Here is a 12,571-nt window from a genome sequence, read left to right as displayed (position 1 = left end):
CTCTGTGCAGGGGATTTAATCTGCTCTTCAAATTCACGTTATGCAAGTCGTACACACGTATTAGGTGTCGTGGAACTCGCGGGGATCTTGCATCGATGTCGGACATAGCCGACGCCTGATCGGCTGCCTGTCCGCTATCTGACTATCACGACCAGCAGTGCATCGCAGACAACTGCCACCATCTACGCATTCGCCGCCGGGTGGCAAAAGGGCGGCCACCCGCAACGGGTAGTCGCCCTCGACGCGACCGTCACCCACTCACGCCGGCCATCGGTAGCGCACCTCGTGTCGATGCCCCGCCTTCACCATCAGCTGGCACTCCACGACATCTCCGGTCGCGGCCACGACCACCCGGAACGTACGCAGGATCGGCACCTCGGTAGGCAGCGCCAAGGCGACGAACTCCTCAGACGTCGGGGGGCGGGTGGAGATAACGTCCTCGATGGATGCCGGCTCCACCCCCAGTTCGGCGAGCACCGCTGGGGCGCCGCCCTTGATGAGTCGCCGCGCGGTGAGCGGAGTGCCTCGGGCCAGGGCGACCGGATAGAAGGTCCACACCAGCTCGACTGGCTGCCCGTCGAGGGTAAGCAACTGCTGTCGGCGCACCACCGGCTCGCCCGGGTCGATGCCGAACGCTGCGGCGACCTGGACGGGCGCCGGGTGCTCGCCGACGTCGAGGAGCTGCGACGCGCCGCGCTGGCCGCGGTCCGCGGCGGCGGTGATCCATGCGTACGGCTGGCCGGGCGTCGACGGTGTGCTGTAGTCGGCGGGGGTGATGGTCTGCTGCTGGGTGGGGCGGACGAACACTCCGCGACCGGGCTGCCCTTCGAGGTAGCCCTCGGCCTTGAGGATGCCGAGGGCGTTCTGGATGGTGGCACCGTGGGTGCGGTGCTGGTCCATGAGTTCGGCGGTGGAGGGCAGTTTCGCGCCCGGGGCGAGGTCGCCGGACATGATGACGGCTCGAAGTTCGGCGGCGATCTGGTGAGAGCGGGGTCGGGGGTCGCGGGCGGTCACGGTCAGCCTGCCTGCCGGACGTAGCGGATGTGCTGGCCGGCGCGCATGACGTTGACGTCGACCTGGTAGGGCTGGCCGGTGTCGTCGAGCAGGATGCGGGTGAGGATCAGCGCCGGCTCGGGCTTCTGCATGGCCATCGTGGTCTGCTCGTACGGGGTGGTCCATCGGGTGGTGACGTCCTCGCGGACCTCGGTTGGGGTGTAGCCGAGTTCGGCGACGAACCGAACGGCGCCGCCGGGGATCTTTGCTGGCTGGGCGAGGGCGGTCATGGCGGCGAGGCTGGCTGGCCAGTATGACGTGGCGACCTCTACGGGTAGGTCGTTGGCGAGGATGAGCCGGCGGCGGGCGACGATGGAGAAGCCGGGGGCGACGCCGAGGTGCTCGGCGATGTCGGCTGGGGCTGGGATCGTCTCGACGTTGAGGACGCGCTGGCTGCCCTGCTGTCCGCGGGTGGCCGCGTCGGCTGTCCAGGCGTCGCCGGCGACGGGGTTGAGGTACTGGTCGGAGGTGCTGGTCCACCTCGGCTGTCCCATGGTCGGCGCTCCCTCAGCTTGTGGTGATCTCGGCTGACCTTACTGCCTTACCCGGCAAGTTCCTCGCATGTCGCACTGTACACGTCCTTGCTACCTTGCCAGGTATGGACGTATGGTGGCGGACGTGGACCTCCCTGACCGGCTCGCCTTGGCTAACGAAAGCGGCCCCCGGCGGTGCACCAACACCAGCCGAGGGCCTTGCCTCCAACCCTGCTGTGAGAAGGGCTGAAGACCATGTCCATCATCGCGCACGCTCCGACGTCCGCATCGCCGATTGTGCCGCCGGACTTCCCATCGAAGTGCCCTCCGTGGTGCGTCGACTGCTGGAAGGGCGGCGATTCATGGGAGACGCCGGACCCTGGGGTGACGTTTCACCACGGCGCGACCCGCACCATCGTGGCTACCGACGGGCCAGAGCAGCGTGAGGTGGAGATCTCGCTAGAACGTCTCGATGCTGACGGCGAAGAGGGTGCAACACAGGTCTATGTGCGGTCGTCGGACGGGGCCTTTAGCCTGAGCCTCGACGAGGCGGAGCTACTCGCCGCCGAGCTGTTCTCCCTGCTTGTGCGTGGCCGGCGCGACGGGCAGCAGTGACAGCATGAACCTGCCCGACTGGCTCGGCCCGGTGCTCGACGTGGCGCCGGCATACGCCCGGCATGTCGCGGTCGGCGCCGGGATCGTCGGCGCGCTGCTCGCCGCCGTGCTGGTCTGGCGGTTCCTGCGCACCGGCCACGCGCACACACGCGTCGGTACCCTCGCGGTCGTCCTCGCCACGGCGTTCGCCGCCGAGGGCATGTGGGAGGTCGCCCGGGGTGCACTCGAGCTTTCGATCCCGGTCGCCTTGGTCCTGTTCGGCATGTTCGAAGTTGTCATGGTGTCGCAGGGCCTGCTCGCCAAGCACAAGCTCACCCAGCAGCCGCCCGGTGACGTCCGCCGGCACATCCGTTTCGTGTGGGCGGTCGCCGCCGCGTCCGGAATCGTCGCCTCTACCGCGTCCAGCTCGGTGCCGGAGTTTCTGCTACGCCTGTTCGCCCCTGCTGTCGGTGCCGGGATTTGGTGGATGGGCATCACCGCCGACAAGCCGGGCGCCGTCGAGCAGCCGACGAGTTGGATCTGGACCCCCCGCCGTATCGGCATTCACCTGGGGCTGATCCAGCCGGGCCAGCAGGATCTGGTGCGGGTGGACCGGGATCGGCGTATCGACGCGATGACCGTGACCGCGCACCGGCTGCACCACGGGTCGCATCGGCTGGCGGGCTGGCGGAAGGCGAAGCTGCGTCGGCTCGCGTTGCAGGCCGACGATGCGATGGTCGTCGAGGCGCAGCGGAGGGTGGCGCGGGTGCACCGTATCGAGCAGCTCACCGATCCGTCTGCTGCTGTCGTGGAGCCGAGCGCTGACGAGTGGGCGTTGATGGACCGCACCCGCCGGAGCATGACGGAGGCGGCGACCCGGATCCGGACCCGTGACGAGTACGCCTGGACCAGCATCGTGGACCAGACACCCCGGCCGATGTGGTCCAACGGGCTGGTCCAGATGCGGACCAGCATCGCGGACCAGATCCGCACCGAAGCGGTGGACCAGGCCCGGACCAATGGCCGGTCCAACCCAGTGGACCGGGACTGGTCCACCTCGGACGGGGTGGACCAGCCCGAGACCAGGGACGCAGCAGCCGCCCGGACCACGCCGTTGCGGCGGACCGCCGTCCGCCTGGACCGTGTTCGTCCGGTCAGCCCGGCCGCCGCTGGGGATGTGCCGCCCCGGATAGAGGGCATGGTCCGTGACCTGAAGCGCGCGTATCGGGGTGACATCCCGGGCCGCCGGACGGTCATGGACCGTATGGGTTGGACCAGCGCCGGTGACGCCCAGACCGCTATCAACTTGGTCCGCGCTGAGCGGACCAAGACCAAGAAGGAGGACTAGACCATGCCGAAGAAGGACTCGTTCTACGTAGTCGCGACGGAGAACCACTCGGGCCGCACGCTGACCGTCTGACCACGAAGCTGCGGGGCCCGGCCCCACCTACCAAAGCCGGACCGGGCCCCGCCTCCAACCCCGAGAGGAAGGAACACCAATGTCCCACACCAACGGCAAGCGCCGGGGTGACACCAGCCTCGCGTGGCTCGCGCTCACCTACCTGGTGCTGCTGGTCGTGACCGTGCTGGCCGCTGGCGCGCTCGGCGCGTCCCTCGGGGGCCACCAGTGACCGCAGATGTGACGCAGCGTGAGACTGCACTCTGCAATGCAGACTCCGCCGACCTGCCCTCTGAGCGCGAAACCGGCCCGGAGACGCCGGAAGGTCTGCACTCTGCAATGACGGACAGTGACCGTCGTTCGTTGGATTCGCGGGCGTGGCTGTCCCGGTTCGGCGCGTACTGCACCCCGCCGGCCCTGCTGACGGAGCGGCGGCCGGCGCTGGACACGATGCGCCTGTACGCGGAGCGGGGCCGGTACACCGACAGCAGGCGCGGGCTGGTGCGTGCGTTCGGGCGGGCGTGGCTGGCCCTGGTGGCGGTCCCGGCTGTGGCGGCGGCCCGCCTGTTCGAGTGGCTGTTGGAGCGGCCGGCGCGGTTCGGGGTCGCGGTTGTCACCGTCAAGCTGCTGTCCACACTGCCCCCGGCCGTGTGGTTGGTCGATCACGTCATCCACCCCGGCGCCGACCTGGCGCTGTGGCTGTTCCTGTAAGGAGGCCTTTGTGGCGAAGCACGTGAATATCAGGTCGATTCGGCAGAAGGGGGTGAAAACCCTCGCCTGGCTGTCGTTCGGGCTCGCCTTCGTCGGTGGCGCGTTCGGCGCGGAGACGTTCGTCGGTGACGGAATCGAGTGGGTGCTGGAGGCGCTGCCGTGGGCGTGGCTGCCGGTGCTGCTACTGATCGTCGCCGTGGTCGGCACCCTGATCGACTCGTTCGTTGATGGCGTCCCGAACTGGTTCGCGGTCGGATCCGCGTTGTTGGCTCCGTCGATTGCGACAGCGGTGGACGGGAAGTTCGGCGACACGATCTCCGCCTGGGCTGACGGCGCGCAGGGGTGGGTCAACGGTCTGCTGACGGAGTGGACCGGTGAGCAGTCGGCGGTGGGTTTGACGTTGGCGTGCGCTGTGGCGTCGCTGTTGATGGCACGCCGGGTCATCCGCAAGTCGTCGACGGCGGAGGCGTGAGATGGGCCTCGACGTCCTGTTTTGGATCATGCTGTTGACCTGGATGGCAAAACGGTCAGCCGAGGATGTGACGTACGCGCTGAAGGGGCAGACGCCGCCGCGTCACCGTGAGCGCATGGAGCGCATCAGGCGGGGTGAGTCGCAGTCCCGGTACGGGGTGCGCGGTTGGCTGGACGACGCGACGGAGGATTTCCTGCGGGCTAACACCGGGTGGCGGCGTAGCCGGGCGGCGAAGAAAGCGGCGCAGCGGCTGAACGTGCCGGTTGACGACATGGTCGACGTGGTCCGCGAACCCCGGCCGGTGTCGGAGCGGCGGCGCGACCGGCATCCGACCGACCCGAACAACACCCGTAACTGTGCGACCTGTGAGGGCTCGGTGGTGCTGGATGGGCGGCCGTGTCCGCGCTGCCTGGCCGAGCAGCAGCGCCGTAACGCCGAGTGGGAAGAGCAGCAGCGCCGCAACGCCGAATGGAAGGACGGCATGCGCCCGATCGGTGACGTCGAGAGGCCGACGTGCGTGCGGTGCCGTGTGACCTACGCGCAGCCCGGCTCGGCGAACTGCCCCGCCTGCGACCGCGCCGAGGGCAACTACCCCACCGACACCCCCACCGCTCGCATCTACCTGTTCCCCGACGTCAAGAAGATCGAAAAGGAGATCGACATGGCTAACGCCGAGGTAACCGGCCTGCCTACTGCCATCGCCTACGCCGCTGAGGTCGCCGCGACCCACCAGCAGTTCAACTCCGAGGGCTACGCCGGGGCCCTGCAACGACTCGGCTTCGGCGACACCGTTCTGAGCCTGGAGGGCGAGGCGCGGGAGGCGTCGGCGACCGCGACCGCGAAGTGGACCGCCCTGGCGGAGGAGATGCAGAAGTTCCACGGCGGCCGGGAGTTCTACCAGTCCAACCCGGACGCGCCGGACAAGGAGGCCCTGGTCAACGAGTGATCCGGGCTTCTTCCGTGGGGCGCAGACCGGGCTGGTCTGCGCCGCCGCGGTGGAAGCCTGGGGAGCCTGCTTGAGGGAGATGCCGTGGACACCCGATCCGAGCCGGTAGCCGGTGGGCTGCGTCCGCAGCTCGTCCCGCACGCCGCCGTCGGCGCGCTGGTGGTCGCCGCCGGTGCGGCGCGCATCGCTGTGCATGTGACCGGCGACGAGCAGCAGGTGGCCGTGTGGGTGGCCGGTGCCGCGTTCGTCATCGCTGTTGTGGCCGCGACGAAGGTGCGGGGGCGGGTGTTCGACCGGCGTGCCCGCCGACGGGCGTACACGTTCGCGGCGGTCGCCGGGGTGTGGCTGGTGTCGGTGACTGTCGCCGGTCTGTCGCTGGGCGCGGTCGGCATCCTGATGGCGTTCGGGTACGCCTTGTCGACGCACTGGTGGCGGTCCCGCCCGGTGGGGTTGATCCAGCAGAAGACGTCGAGGTCGGAGTACCAGCGGCTGTGGTCGGAGAACGTGGGCCGCCCGGACGGCGCGCTGCCCGGGTCGTCGCTGCGTGACCCTCAGCCCATCAAGGCCGGCATCCGGTACACGCTGCGGCTACGACCCGGCAAACAGGATCTCGGCATGACGATCGCGGCGGCGAAGAAGCTACGCGGCGGGCTGCGGTTGCAGGCGGACCAAGAGTTACTCATCGAGGCCCACCCAACTGAGCGGGAGCCGGACGTGCTGCTGACGATCGTCACCCGTTCCCCGATCCGTAGCAGTGTGGACTGGCCTGGGCCGGAGGCGTTCGACTCGGCCTCCGGTCGGGTGACGCTCGGCCCGTACGCCGATGGGGAGGGCCTGGCCGCCTGGAGGGCGTACACCGAGCACCGGCTGTGGGGCGGGTACGTGCAGGGCGGAACCGGGTCGGGCAAGTCGCGGCTTATTGAGTCGGTGGCCATGTCCCTCGCCGCGAGCGCCAGCCATCCGACGGTGATCCTGTACGGCGACGGTCAAGGTGGCGCGTCGTCGCCGCTGCTCATGGCGCACGCCGACTTCAGGGCCCGCACCCACCAGCAGATCCTCGTGATGCTGGAGGGCATGCATCTGGTGATGCTGCTGCGGCAGGACGAGAACGCCATCGCGGCCCTTGAAGGGTTCACGCCGGCCGGCGATCGGCCCGGACTGCTGGGCATCATCGACGAGTGTCACAAGCCGATGTCGAAGCTGGAAAACGCAGGGGCATGGCAGCGCATCCAATACCTGGCGTCGACGATCGCCCGCGAAGGCGGGAAGGTTGGCGTTGCGCTACTGCTTGCGTCGCAGGCACCGACGCTGGACGCGTTTGGCGGTGCGGGCACGCCGAGCGCTGAGGCGATCAGATCGAATCTGCTCGCCGGTAACGGGGTGATGATGCGGGGTAAGGACCCGAACGCGAAGTCGGTGTTCAAGGTAGACGTAGACCCGTCCCAGTTCCCGCCGCTACCCGGGTACGGGTACCTGATCGACCCGGATCCGGAGGCCCGGTCGGCGCCGTTCCGCAGCTACTACGTGAGCAATGAGCAGCGGAAGGTGTGGCCGAAGCGCATCACCTGGCGGTCGCTGGACCCGGGTTCAGCGGCGGCGTGGGGTGTGACGTACCTGCGTCGGCACCAGATGGCAGACGAGGCGTTGGAGGCTGCCCGCCAGCGAATCGCCGCCCGCCGGGCAGGTGTGGCGCTTGACGTGTCGGTCGCTCCGGTGCCGCCTTCGACCGTGGGCGCCATCGACTTGCAGGTGTTTCCGTCGTGGCAGGAGTTCGCGGCACGGGCTGAGCAGGAGGCGCGGCGGGCGTTGCGGGAGGGTCACCAGCGTGTGTTGGCGGCGATCCGTGCCGGGCACCGGACGCCGAAGGCGATCGTTGAGACGGCTGGCTATTCGGAGCGGCAGGTCCACAACCTGCTCGGTGATCTGATGGAGGCGGGAGAGATCGCGAAGGGCGGCTACGGCCGGTACGAGCTGGCTGGGGCCGCCTGACCCTGGACATCTCACGTCGCGTCCCGGCGCAGCCGTCGTTGCACCGACGCAACGGTCACCCCACCGCTGGTATGACGTGTCGTAGACACGCGCGAGCGCCCCCGGCCCGAAGGCTGGGGGCGCTCGCGTTGTTGGTCGAGGCCGGGCGCTGGTGCCTACCGGCTGGTCACCTCGTACGACGGTGCGGCCGGCTTACCGAGGAGGACACCGAACCAGGGCCACCGGGACTCCAGGGCGCGGACGAGGGCGTAGTAGACAGCTACGGCCGCGGCGACCACCCCGGCGGTCAGCGCGGTCGACGAACCCTCGTCGAGGACAATCCCGGCCCGGGAGGCCAGCCAGGCGAGCAGGGCGCCGACGGCGACGGGCACGGCGGTGCGGATCAGGGAGATCAGATGGGTGCGGCTCCTCTGAGGTGATCGTCTATTGTGGGATGGCACCGCCGAGGTAGCGGCTGTTGTGGATGCGTTGTTGTTCCTGGGCCAGGTGCCAGGTCCAGTACTGGTCGAAGTCGCCGTTGCTGATCAGGGTGCGGAGTTTGAGGATTGCTTCGGCGCCGTCGAGGCCCCAGCGAGCGCCGGTGACGTCCATACGATCTTTGACCAGGTGGCGGCAGGCGCCTTCGATCACCCCGGTGGCGATCGGCCACCCGTTGGCCAGCGCGGTCGGGTAGTCCAGGTACGGTTTTTTGGCCAGCAGGTAGGCGGCGGCGACATCGGCGGGTTTGCGTTTGCCGGGGTCCAGGCCGTGGTAGGTGGCCTTGCGTCGGATGGCTGCGGCGACTATGCCGGCCCGTCCGGCCAACACCTGCCGGGCCTGGGCGCGGACCCACCGTTCGGCGTTCGGGTCGCCCTCCGGGTGGAAACACCAGGTGGCCTTCCAGAGGTACTCGATGACGTGGATGAAGTCCACAACAACCGGCAAGGTGATCTTGCGGGTTTTGGCCTCGGCGTGGATCCGGTCGATCTGGTGGGTGTTGCCGTCGACCAGGGCGATCCAGGTCCGAGCGTGGTCGGGGTCGCGGCGGTCGGCCTCGGCGAACCCGGCGGCGATCACCGCCGCGGCGTCGTCGGTCACGCTGGCGTGCAGCCACTTGCCGGAGGTGACCGGCGCCGGGGTAGCAGTTTGGGCCGCTTCGGGGTCCTCGGGCAGGATGTCGGCGATGGTGCGCGGCTTGCCGGTCACGTCGAAGACCGCGGCGACCTCGCACATCCGCTTGCGGTTGCGTTTCTCGCCCTTGGACCGGCGGCCGGCCAGTTTCTGGCTGACCGCGGCCTTGGCGGTGCCCGCGCGGAGCCCGTCGGGGCGCATCACCACCCCTTTGGCGTCGAAGGACAACGCCAGCACATCATCATCGGCCGACCAGTCCGGGGCGTGGGCGGTGTAGAAGGCATCCACATCTATCGCCGCTGCGGCGGCCAACGCCTCGACCTGCCGTTTCCCGATACGCACCGTGGTGGCCCGCTCAATCGCGGCCGCCGCGTCGGTGAACGAGCCGCGGGCCGCCTCGGCCGCGGCCAACCGGCGCAGTCCATGCGAGTGCTTCTCCACGGGCAGGTTCAACACCGCGTCCGCCGGGTTCAGATCGGCCCGCGCCCGCGCCCGGTAGGCGATACGCGTCACCACCACCTCACCGAACCGGGTGGCCAGCGTCCGCTGCCGCCCCCGCTCGGCCCACCCCCGCAGATGGCTATCGGCGTCGGTCACCTCGTCGAGCCGTTCCTCCCGACTGGCACGAAGATCCAGACTGTCCTGCAACAACTGACACAGCAACCGCATGCCATCGGTATGCAGCCGCTCCTCCAGTTCGGCGTGAGTCATCCCCGCCGCATGCTCACCGGACAGGAAGTCCACCATCGCGCCGAACCGCACGGATGAGCCGGCGAAAGCATCGTCCGCCGTCTCGGATGCGTACTCTTGCACCGGGCTCCCTCTTTGCTGATGTTCGTGTCTCGCAACCGACGAACATAGCGGGAGGATCCCTTTCACCATCACAACCAGTAACACATCCCCAGGCCACACAGCGTGTCGCCGCACCTCACCAGAGCCGCACCCAGATCAGATAGTCGTGCAACATCAGGGGTGCCCTCCTCAGGCTTCTCGCCGGAACGGTGGGAACGGATGGACCCTGGCCCGGTCTCCGTCCCCACGGACCGGGCCAGGGCAGCGAGAAGCCCGCCGGGTTTCGGCGGGCTGAAAACTTGGTGGTGCGATCGGCGGCAGGGGCGGCTGCCGAACTCCGTCAGGAGATCACCATCGCCCGCCAGCGGAGCGGGAAGGATGAGTTGGCGAACAGGGTCCCAGCCGCCGAACTGGTCTTGGTCGCGAAGCAGAACACCACGTTCCCGCCGTCCAAGTCGCCGGCAGCCACCGTGAACCCGAAATGTGTTCCGGAGGTGCGGTACGTGTTGGGTGACGGATACAGCGACGGGTCGCCCTCCACCGCTGGTGTCGCCCCACCAGTCGATGCGAACCGGACGAGGGAACTGGACACCACCTGGGCCTGACCCGGTTTGACGGACATCCCAGCTCAGAGGGGCTGTGTGCTCCTCGGGAGGATGTTCATCATGGAAGGCATGGGCAAGAAACCACGCCGGCCGCGCAGAGCGTTCACGCCGGAGTTCAAGGCGGAGATCGTCGAGGTGTGCCGGCGGGGTGACCGATCGGTGGCGCAGGTCGTGAGGGACTTCGACCTGACCGAGACCGCGGTCCGTGAGTGGGTCAGGCAGGCCGACATCGACGCCGGCACCCGCAGCGACGGGTTGACCAGCGACGAGCGCGACGAGCTGGCGCGGCTGCGGCGGGAGAACCGCCGGCTCCGCGAGGACGTCGACATCCTGAAACGGGCCACGGCTTTCTTCGTGAGGGAGACCCGGTGAACGTGTACCCGTTCATCGAGGCGGAGAAGGCGCGGCCCGACGGGAACGTGAAGCGTTCCTGTGAGCTGCTGGAGGTCTCCCGGTCCGCCTACTACCAGCACCGTGCCGGGCCGTCGCGGCGGGAACGCGACGACGCAGACCTCGCCGCCCGCATCGCGCAGATCCACGCCGACTCGGCCGGCACCTACGGCGCACCCCGGGTCCGCGCCGAACTCGCCGCCCAGGGGCGGCGGCACTCCGGCAAGCGGGTCGCCCGGCTGATGCGGGGCGCCGGGTTGTGCGGCCGCACGCCGAAGCGGTGGCGCACCACGACCGTGCCCGACCCGGGGGCGGCGTTGTCGGCGGACCTGATCCGCCGGGACTTCGACGTCGCCGCCGGCCGGGTCGACACCCGCTGGTGCGGCGACATCACCTACATCCACACGTGGGAGGGCTGGCTGTACCTCGCCACCGTCATCGACATCGCCTCACGCCGGGTTGTGGGCTGGGCGACCGCCGACCACCTACGGACCGATCTGCCCGCTCAGGCGTTGTCCAACGCGATCGCCGTCCGACGCCCGACCGGGCCGGTGATCTTCCACAGCGACCGGGGTTGCCAGTACACGAGTGCGCAGTACGCCCGGCTGGCCGACCGCAACGGGGTGCGGTTGTCGGTCGGTGGGCGGGGTCAGTGCTGGGACAACGCCGTCGCGGAGTCGTTCTTCGCCACGATCAAGACCGAACTGCTCGACCGGAGGGCGTGGCCGACCCGGGCCGCCGCCCGTGCGGCGATCTTCGAGTGGATCGAGGGGTGGTACAACACCCGCCGCCGCCATTCCACCCTGGACTACATGAGCCCGGCCGAGTATGAGGCGACGGCCTATTCCCGCAGGCCAACGAGCAAGGTAGCGTGAGATCAACTTACCGACCCTGTCCGTCAAACCGGGTCAACCCCACACCACGGCCAAGTCAAAAAATGTGGTCGAAACGCTGCCGTCAGTCATACACGAGACGGCCAGTTCGATCTCGTCGCCCTCCGCCGCCGGTACGGTGAGTGTGGGGCCACCCGTCAGCTGCTGCCACGCCTCCGACGTGTCCTGTGGGGTGACGTTGCCCGAGGTGACATACGCCCGGGTGATACTCACCCCGCCGCTGTGCGTGTGCCCGGTGTCGGCTTTGCCGTCCAACGCCGTTTGAGTGGCGGTGCTGACCGGTTTGGCCAGGTCGCTGGTGTTGTCGACGTCGCCGAGGTCAACGTCGTCGGCGGTGAGGGTGACGTCACCGGTGCGGCCGTTGACGCTGTCCACTCCGGCGCCGCCGATGCTGGCCGTGCCGGTGACGGTGAGGTCACCGGACACGGTGAGGTCACCGGAGAGGACGCCGCCGGTCAGCGGCAGGTAGACACTGCCGTCGCTGACCGCCGTGCCGGGGATGAGGTCGGAGAACTCGAGTGTGCCGACGGTGGCGACCGGGACGGCGACGTGGAAACGGGTCTGCCACGCCAACGTGTTGACGCGTACCTCGTAGGTCCAGCCCTGGGGGACGACGTCTGTGTCGTCGGTGGCGGGCAGGTTGATGGTCGCCTCTCCGGCGGTGTCGAGGGTGGCGATGTATCGGCCGGGGCCGAGGACGGTGTCGGTGACGGTTTCGTGTAGGGCCTGCGGGACCACGAACTCCACGAAACCGGAGGTTGGGTCACCGTTGATGTCGAGGATCTCGATGTGGACGGGGACGGTGGTGACGCTGGCCGGTAGCGGCATCGGACGGGCCCCTCCCTAGTTTTTGTCGGCGCCGGTGGCCTGCGCGATCCGCCCCACCTGATCCTTGATCGACCGGCCGCCGTCCGGACGCAGTTCCTCAAGCGCGTCCAGGCGGGACTCGATACGGGCGAGGCGCCCCATCAATCCCGGCCGGCCCTCCGGGTACTCGGGGCTTGGCGGCTCCCCGAGGAGGTCGTCGGCGAGCCGGGAGAGTTTTCGCACGGTCCGGATCATCCAGCCCACCGTCCGGCGTAGCACTTCGGCCGCGGCCCCGATGACGGCGATGGCCCCGGCGGCGTACAGCAGGTGCTCCAGT

The 12,571-nt window shown here is 68.9% G+C and carries 16 protein-coding genes; 9 read left to right on the top strand and 7 right to left on the bottom strand.

Annotated elements, in window-relative coordinates; genetic code table 11:
* Nucleotides 1-258 precede the first annotated feature (258 nt).
* Nucleotides 259-1,014, bottom strand: a complete 756-nt coding sequence (locus QTQ03_RS16805) for a GntR family transcriptional regulator (protein ID WP_289278878.1) — start codon at nt 1,012-1,014, stop codon at nt 259-261.
* Between the two features lie 2 nt (nt 1,015-1,016).
* Nucleotides 1,017-1,547, bottom strand: coding sequence for a UTRA domain-containing protein (locus QTQ03_RS16800; RefSeq protein ID WP_289278877.1), 531 nt, complete (start codon nt 1,545-1,547; stop codon nt 1,017-1,019).
* A gap of 234 nt (nt 1,548-1,781) precedes the next feature.
* On the opposite strand from QTQ03_RS16800, the gene QTQ03_RS16795 reads away from it, so the two are divergent.
* The 7 genes from QTQ03_RS16795 (at nt 1,782) to QTQ03_RS16765 (ending at nt 7,637) form a co-directional block, all read left to right on the top strand.
* Nucleotides 1,782-2,141 (top strand): DUF6907 domain-containing protein, encoded by a 360-nt coding sequence (locus QTQ03_RS16795; protein WP_289278876.1) that lies wholly within the window; start codon nt 1,782-1,784, stop codon nt 2,139-2,141.
* A gap of 4 nt (nt 2,142-2,145) precedes the next feature.
* The gene (locus QTQ03_RS16790) at nt 2,146-3,468 is read left to right on the top strand and encodes a hypothetical protein (protein WP_289278875.1); all 1,323 of its coding nucleotides are present in this window, start codon (nt 2,146-2,148) and stop codon (nt 3,466-3,468) included.
* Between the two features lie 151 nt (nt 3,469-3,619).
* Nucleotides 3,620-3,751, top strand: a complete 132-nt coding sequence (locus tag QTQ03_RS16785; protein WP_289278874.1) for a hypothetical protein — start codon at nt 3,620-3,622, stop codon at nt 3,749-3,751.
* Between the two features lie 107 nt (nt 3,752-3,858).
* On the top strand, nt 3,859-4,230 hold the full coding sequence (locus QTQ03_RS16780; RefSeq protein WP_289278873.1) for a hypothetical protein: 372 nt from the start codon (nt 3,859-3,861) through the stop codon (nt 4,228-4,230).
* A 10-nt stretch (nt 4,231-4,240) separates the two neighbouring features.
* A complete protein-coding gene (locus QTQ03_RS16775; RefSeq protein ID WP_289278872.1) occupies nt 4,241-4,702 on the top strand; it encodes a hypothetical protein in 462 nt (153 codons plus the stop codon).
* Between the two features lie 115 nt (nt 4,703-4,817).
* Nucleotides 4,818-5,648, top strand: a complete 831-nt coding sequence (locus tag QTQ03_RS16770) for a hypothetical protein (RefSeq protein ID WP_289278871.1) — start codon at nt 4,818-4,820, stop codon at nt 5,646-5,648.
* 84 nt (nt 5,649-5,732) lie between these two features.
* On the top strand, nt 5,733-7,637 hold the full coding sequence (locus tag QTQ03_RS16765; RefSeq protein WP_289278870.1) for a hypothetical protein: 1,905 nt from the start codon (nt 5,733-5,735) through the stop codon (nt 7,635-7,637).
* Nucleotides 7,638-7,792: 155 nt separating this feature from the next.
* On the opposite strand, the gene QTQ03_RS16760 is transcribed toward QTQ03_RS16765, so the two are convergent.
* From QTQ03_RS16760 to QTQ03_RS16750, 3 genes are all read right to left on the bottom strand, one after another.
* A complete protein-coding gene (locus QTQ03_RS16760) occupies nt 7,793-8,077 on the bottom strand; it encodes a hypothetical protein (protein ID WP_289278869.1) in 285 nt (94 codons plus the stop codon).
* Nucleotides 8,061-9,494 carry an ISKra4 family transposase gene (locus QTQ03_RS16755; protein WP_289280660.1) on the bottom strand — a complete coding sequence of 478 codons (1,434 nt, stop codon included), beginning with the start codon at nt 9,492-9,494 and terminating at the stop codon, nt 8,061-8,063. Before QTQ03_RS16755 ends, QTQ03_RS16760 begins: the two co-directional genes overlap by 17 nt.
* A gap of 385 nt (nt 9,495-9,879) precedes the next feature.
* Complete coding sequence (locus QTQ03_RS16750) at nt 9,880-10,161, bottom strand: hypothetical protein (protein ID WP_289278868.1); 282 nt, start codon at nt 10,159-10,161, stop codon at nt 9,880-9,882.
* Nucleotides 10,162-10,195: 34 nt separating this feature from the next.
* Here QTQ03_RS16750 and QTQ03_RS16745 point away from each other — a divergent pair, with 34 nt between their 5' ends.
* Both QTQ03_RS16745 and QTQ03_RS16740 read left to right on the top strand, forming a co-directional pair.
* On the top strand, nt 10,196-10,516 hold the full coding sequence (locus QTQ03_RS16745; RefSeq protein ID WP_502889683.1) for a transposase: 321 nt from the start codon (nt 10,196-10,198) through the stop codon (nt 10,514-10,516).
* Nucleotides 10,513-11,409, top strand: a complete 897-nt coding sequence (locus tag QTQ03_RS16740; protein ID WP_169600148.1) for an IS3 family transposase — start codon at nt 10,513-10,515, stop codon at nt 11,407-11,409. Before QTQ03_RS16745 ends, QTQ03_RS16740 begins: the two co-directional genes overlap by 4 nt.
* A gap of 33 nt (nt 11,410-11,442) precedes the next feature.
* On the opposite strand, the gene QTQ03_RS16735 is transcribed toward QTQ03_RS16740, so the two are convergent.
* Complete coding sequence (locus QTQ03_RS16735) at nt 11,443-12,255, bottom strand: hypothetical protein (RefSeq protein WP_289278867.1); 813 nt, start codon at nt 12,253-12,255, stop codon at nt 11,443-11,445.
* Nucleotides 12,256-12,270: 15 nt separating this feature from the next.
* Nucleotides 12,271-12,570, bottom strand: coding sequence for a hypothetical protein (locus tag QTQ03_RS16730; RefSeq protein ID WP_289280864.1), 300 nt, complete (start codon nt 12,568-12,570; stop codon nt 12,271-12,273).
* Nucleotide 12,571 lies beyond the last annotated feature (1 nt).

This window comes from Micromonospora sp. WMMA1363, assembly GCF_030345795.1.
Taxonomy (GTDB): domain Bacteria; phylum Actinomycetota; class Actinomycetes; order Mycobacteriales; family Micromonosporaceae; genus Micromonospora.
The sequence above is the reverse complement of the archived record's forward strand: the minus strand, read 5'-3'. Positions and strand labels throughout refer to the sequence as shown.

What these genes read in the sequence shown, in the direction of transcription:
- QTQ03_RS16800 (WP_289278877.1), bottom strand. Translation starts at nt 1,547, where the DNA reads ATGGGACAGCCGAGGTGGACCAGCACCTCCGACCAGTACCTCAACCCC.
- QTQ03_RS16795 (WP_289278876.1), top strand. Translation starts at nt 1,782, where the DNA reads ATGTCCATCATCGCGCACGCTCCGACGTCCGCATCGCCGATTGTGCCG.
- QTQ03_RS16790 (WP_289278875.1), top strand. Translation starts at nt 2,146, where the DNA reads ATGAACCTGCCCGACTGGCTCGGCCCGGTGCTCGACGTGGCGCCGGCA.
- QTQ03_RS16785 (WP_289278874.1), top strand. Translation starts at nt 3,620, where the DNA reads ATGTCCCACACCAACGGCAAGCGCCGGGGTGACACCAGCCTCGCGTGG.
- QTQ03_RS16780 (WP_289278873.1), top strand. Translation starts at nt 3,859, where the DNA reads ATGACGGACAGTGACCGTCGTTCGTTGGATTCGCGGGCGTGGCTGTCC.
- QTQ03_RS16770 (WP_289278871.1), top strand. Translation starts at nt 4,818, where the DNA reads ATGGAGCGCATCAGGCGGGGTGAGTCGCAGTCCCGGTACGGGGTGCGC.
- QTQ03_RS16755 (WP_289280660.1), bottom strand. Translation starts at nt 9,494, where the DNA reads ATGGTGGACTTCCTGTCCGGTGAGCATGCGGCGGGGATGACTCACGCC.
- QTQ03_RS16750 (WP_289278868.1), bottom strand. Translation starts at nt 10,161, where the DNA reads ATGTCCGTCAAACCGGGTCAGGCCCAGGTGGTGTCCAGTTCCCTCGTC.
- QTQ03_RS16745 (WP_502889683.1), top strand. Translation starts at nt 10,196, where the DNA reads ATGTTCATCATGGAAGGCATGGGCAAGAAACCACGCCGGCCGCGCAGA.
- QTQ03_RS16735 (WP_289278867.1), bottom strand. Translation starts at nt 12,255, where the DNA reads ATGCCGCTACCGGCCAGCGTCACCACCGTCCCCGTCCACATCGAGATC.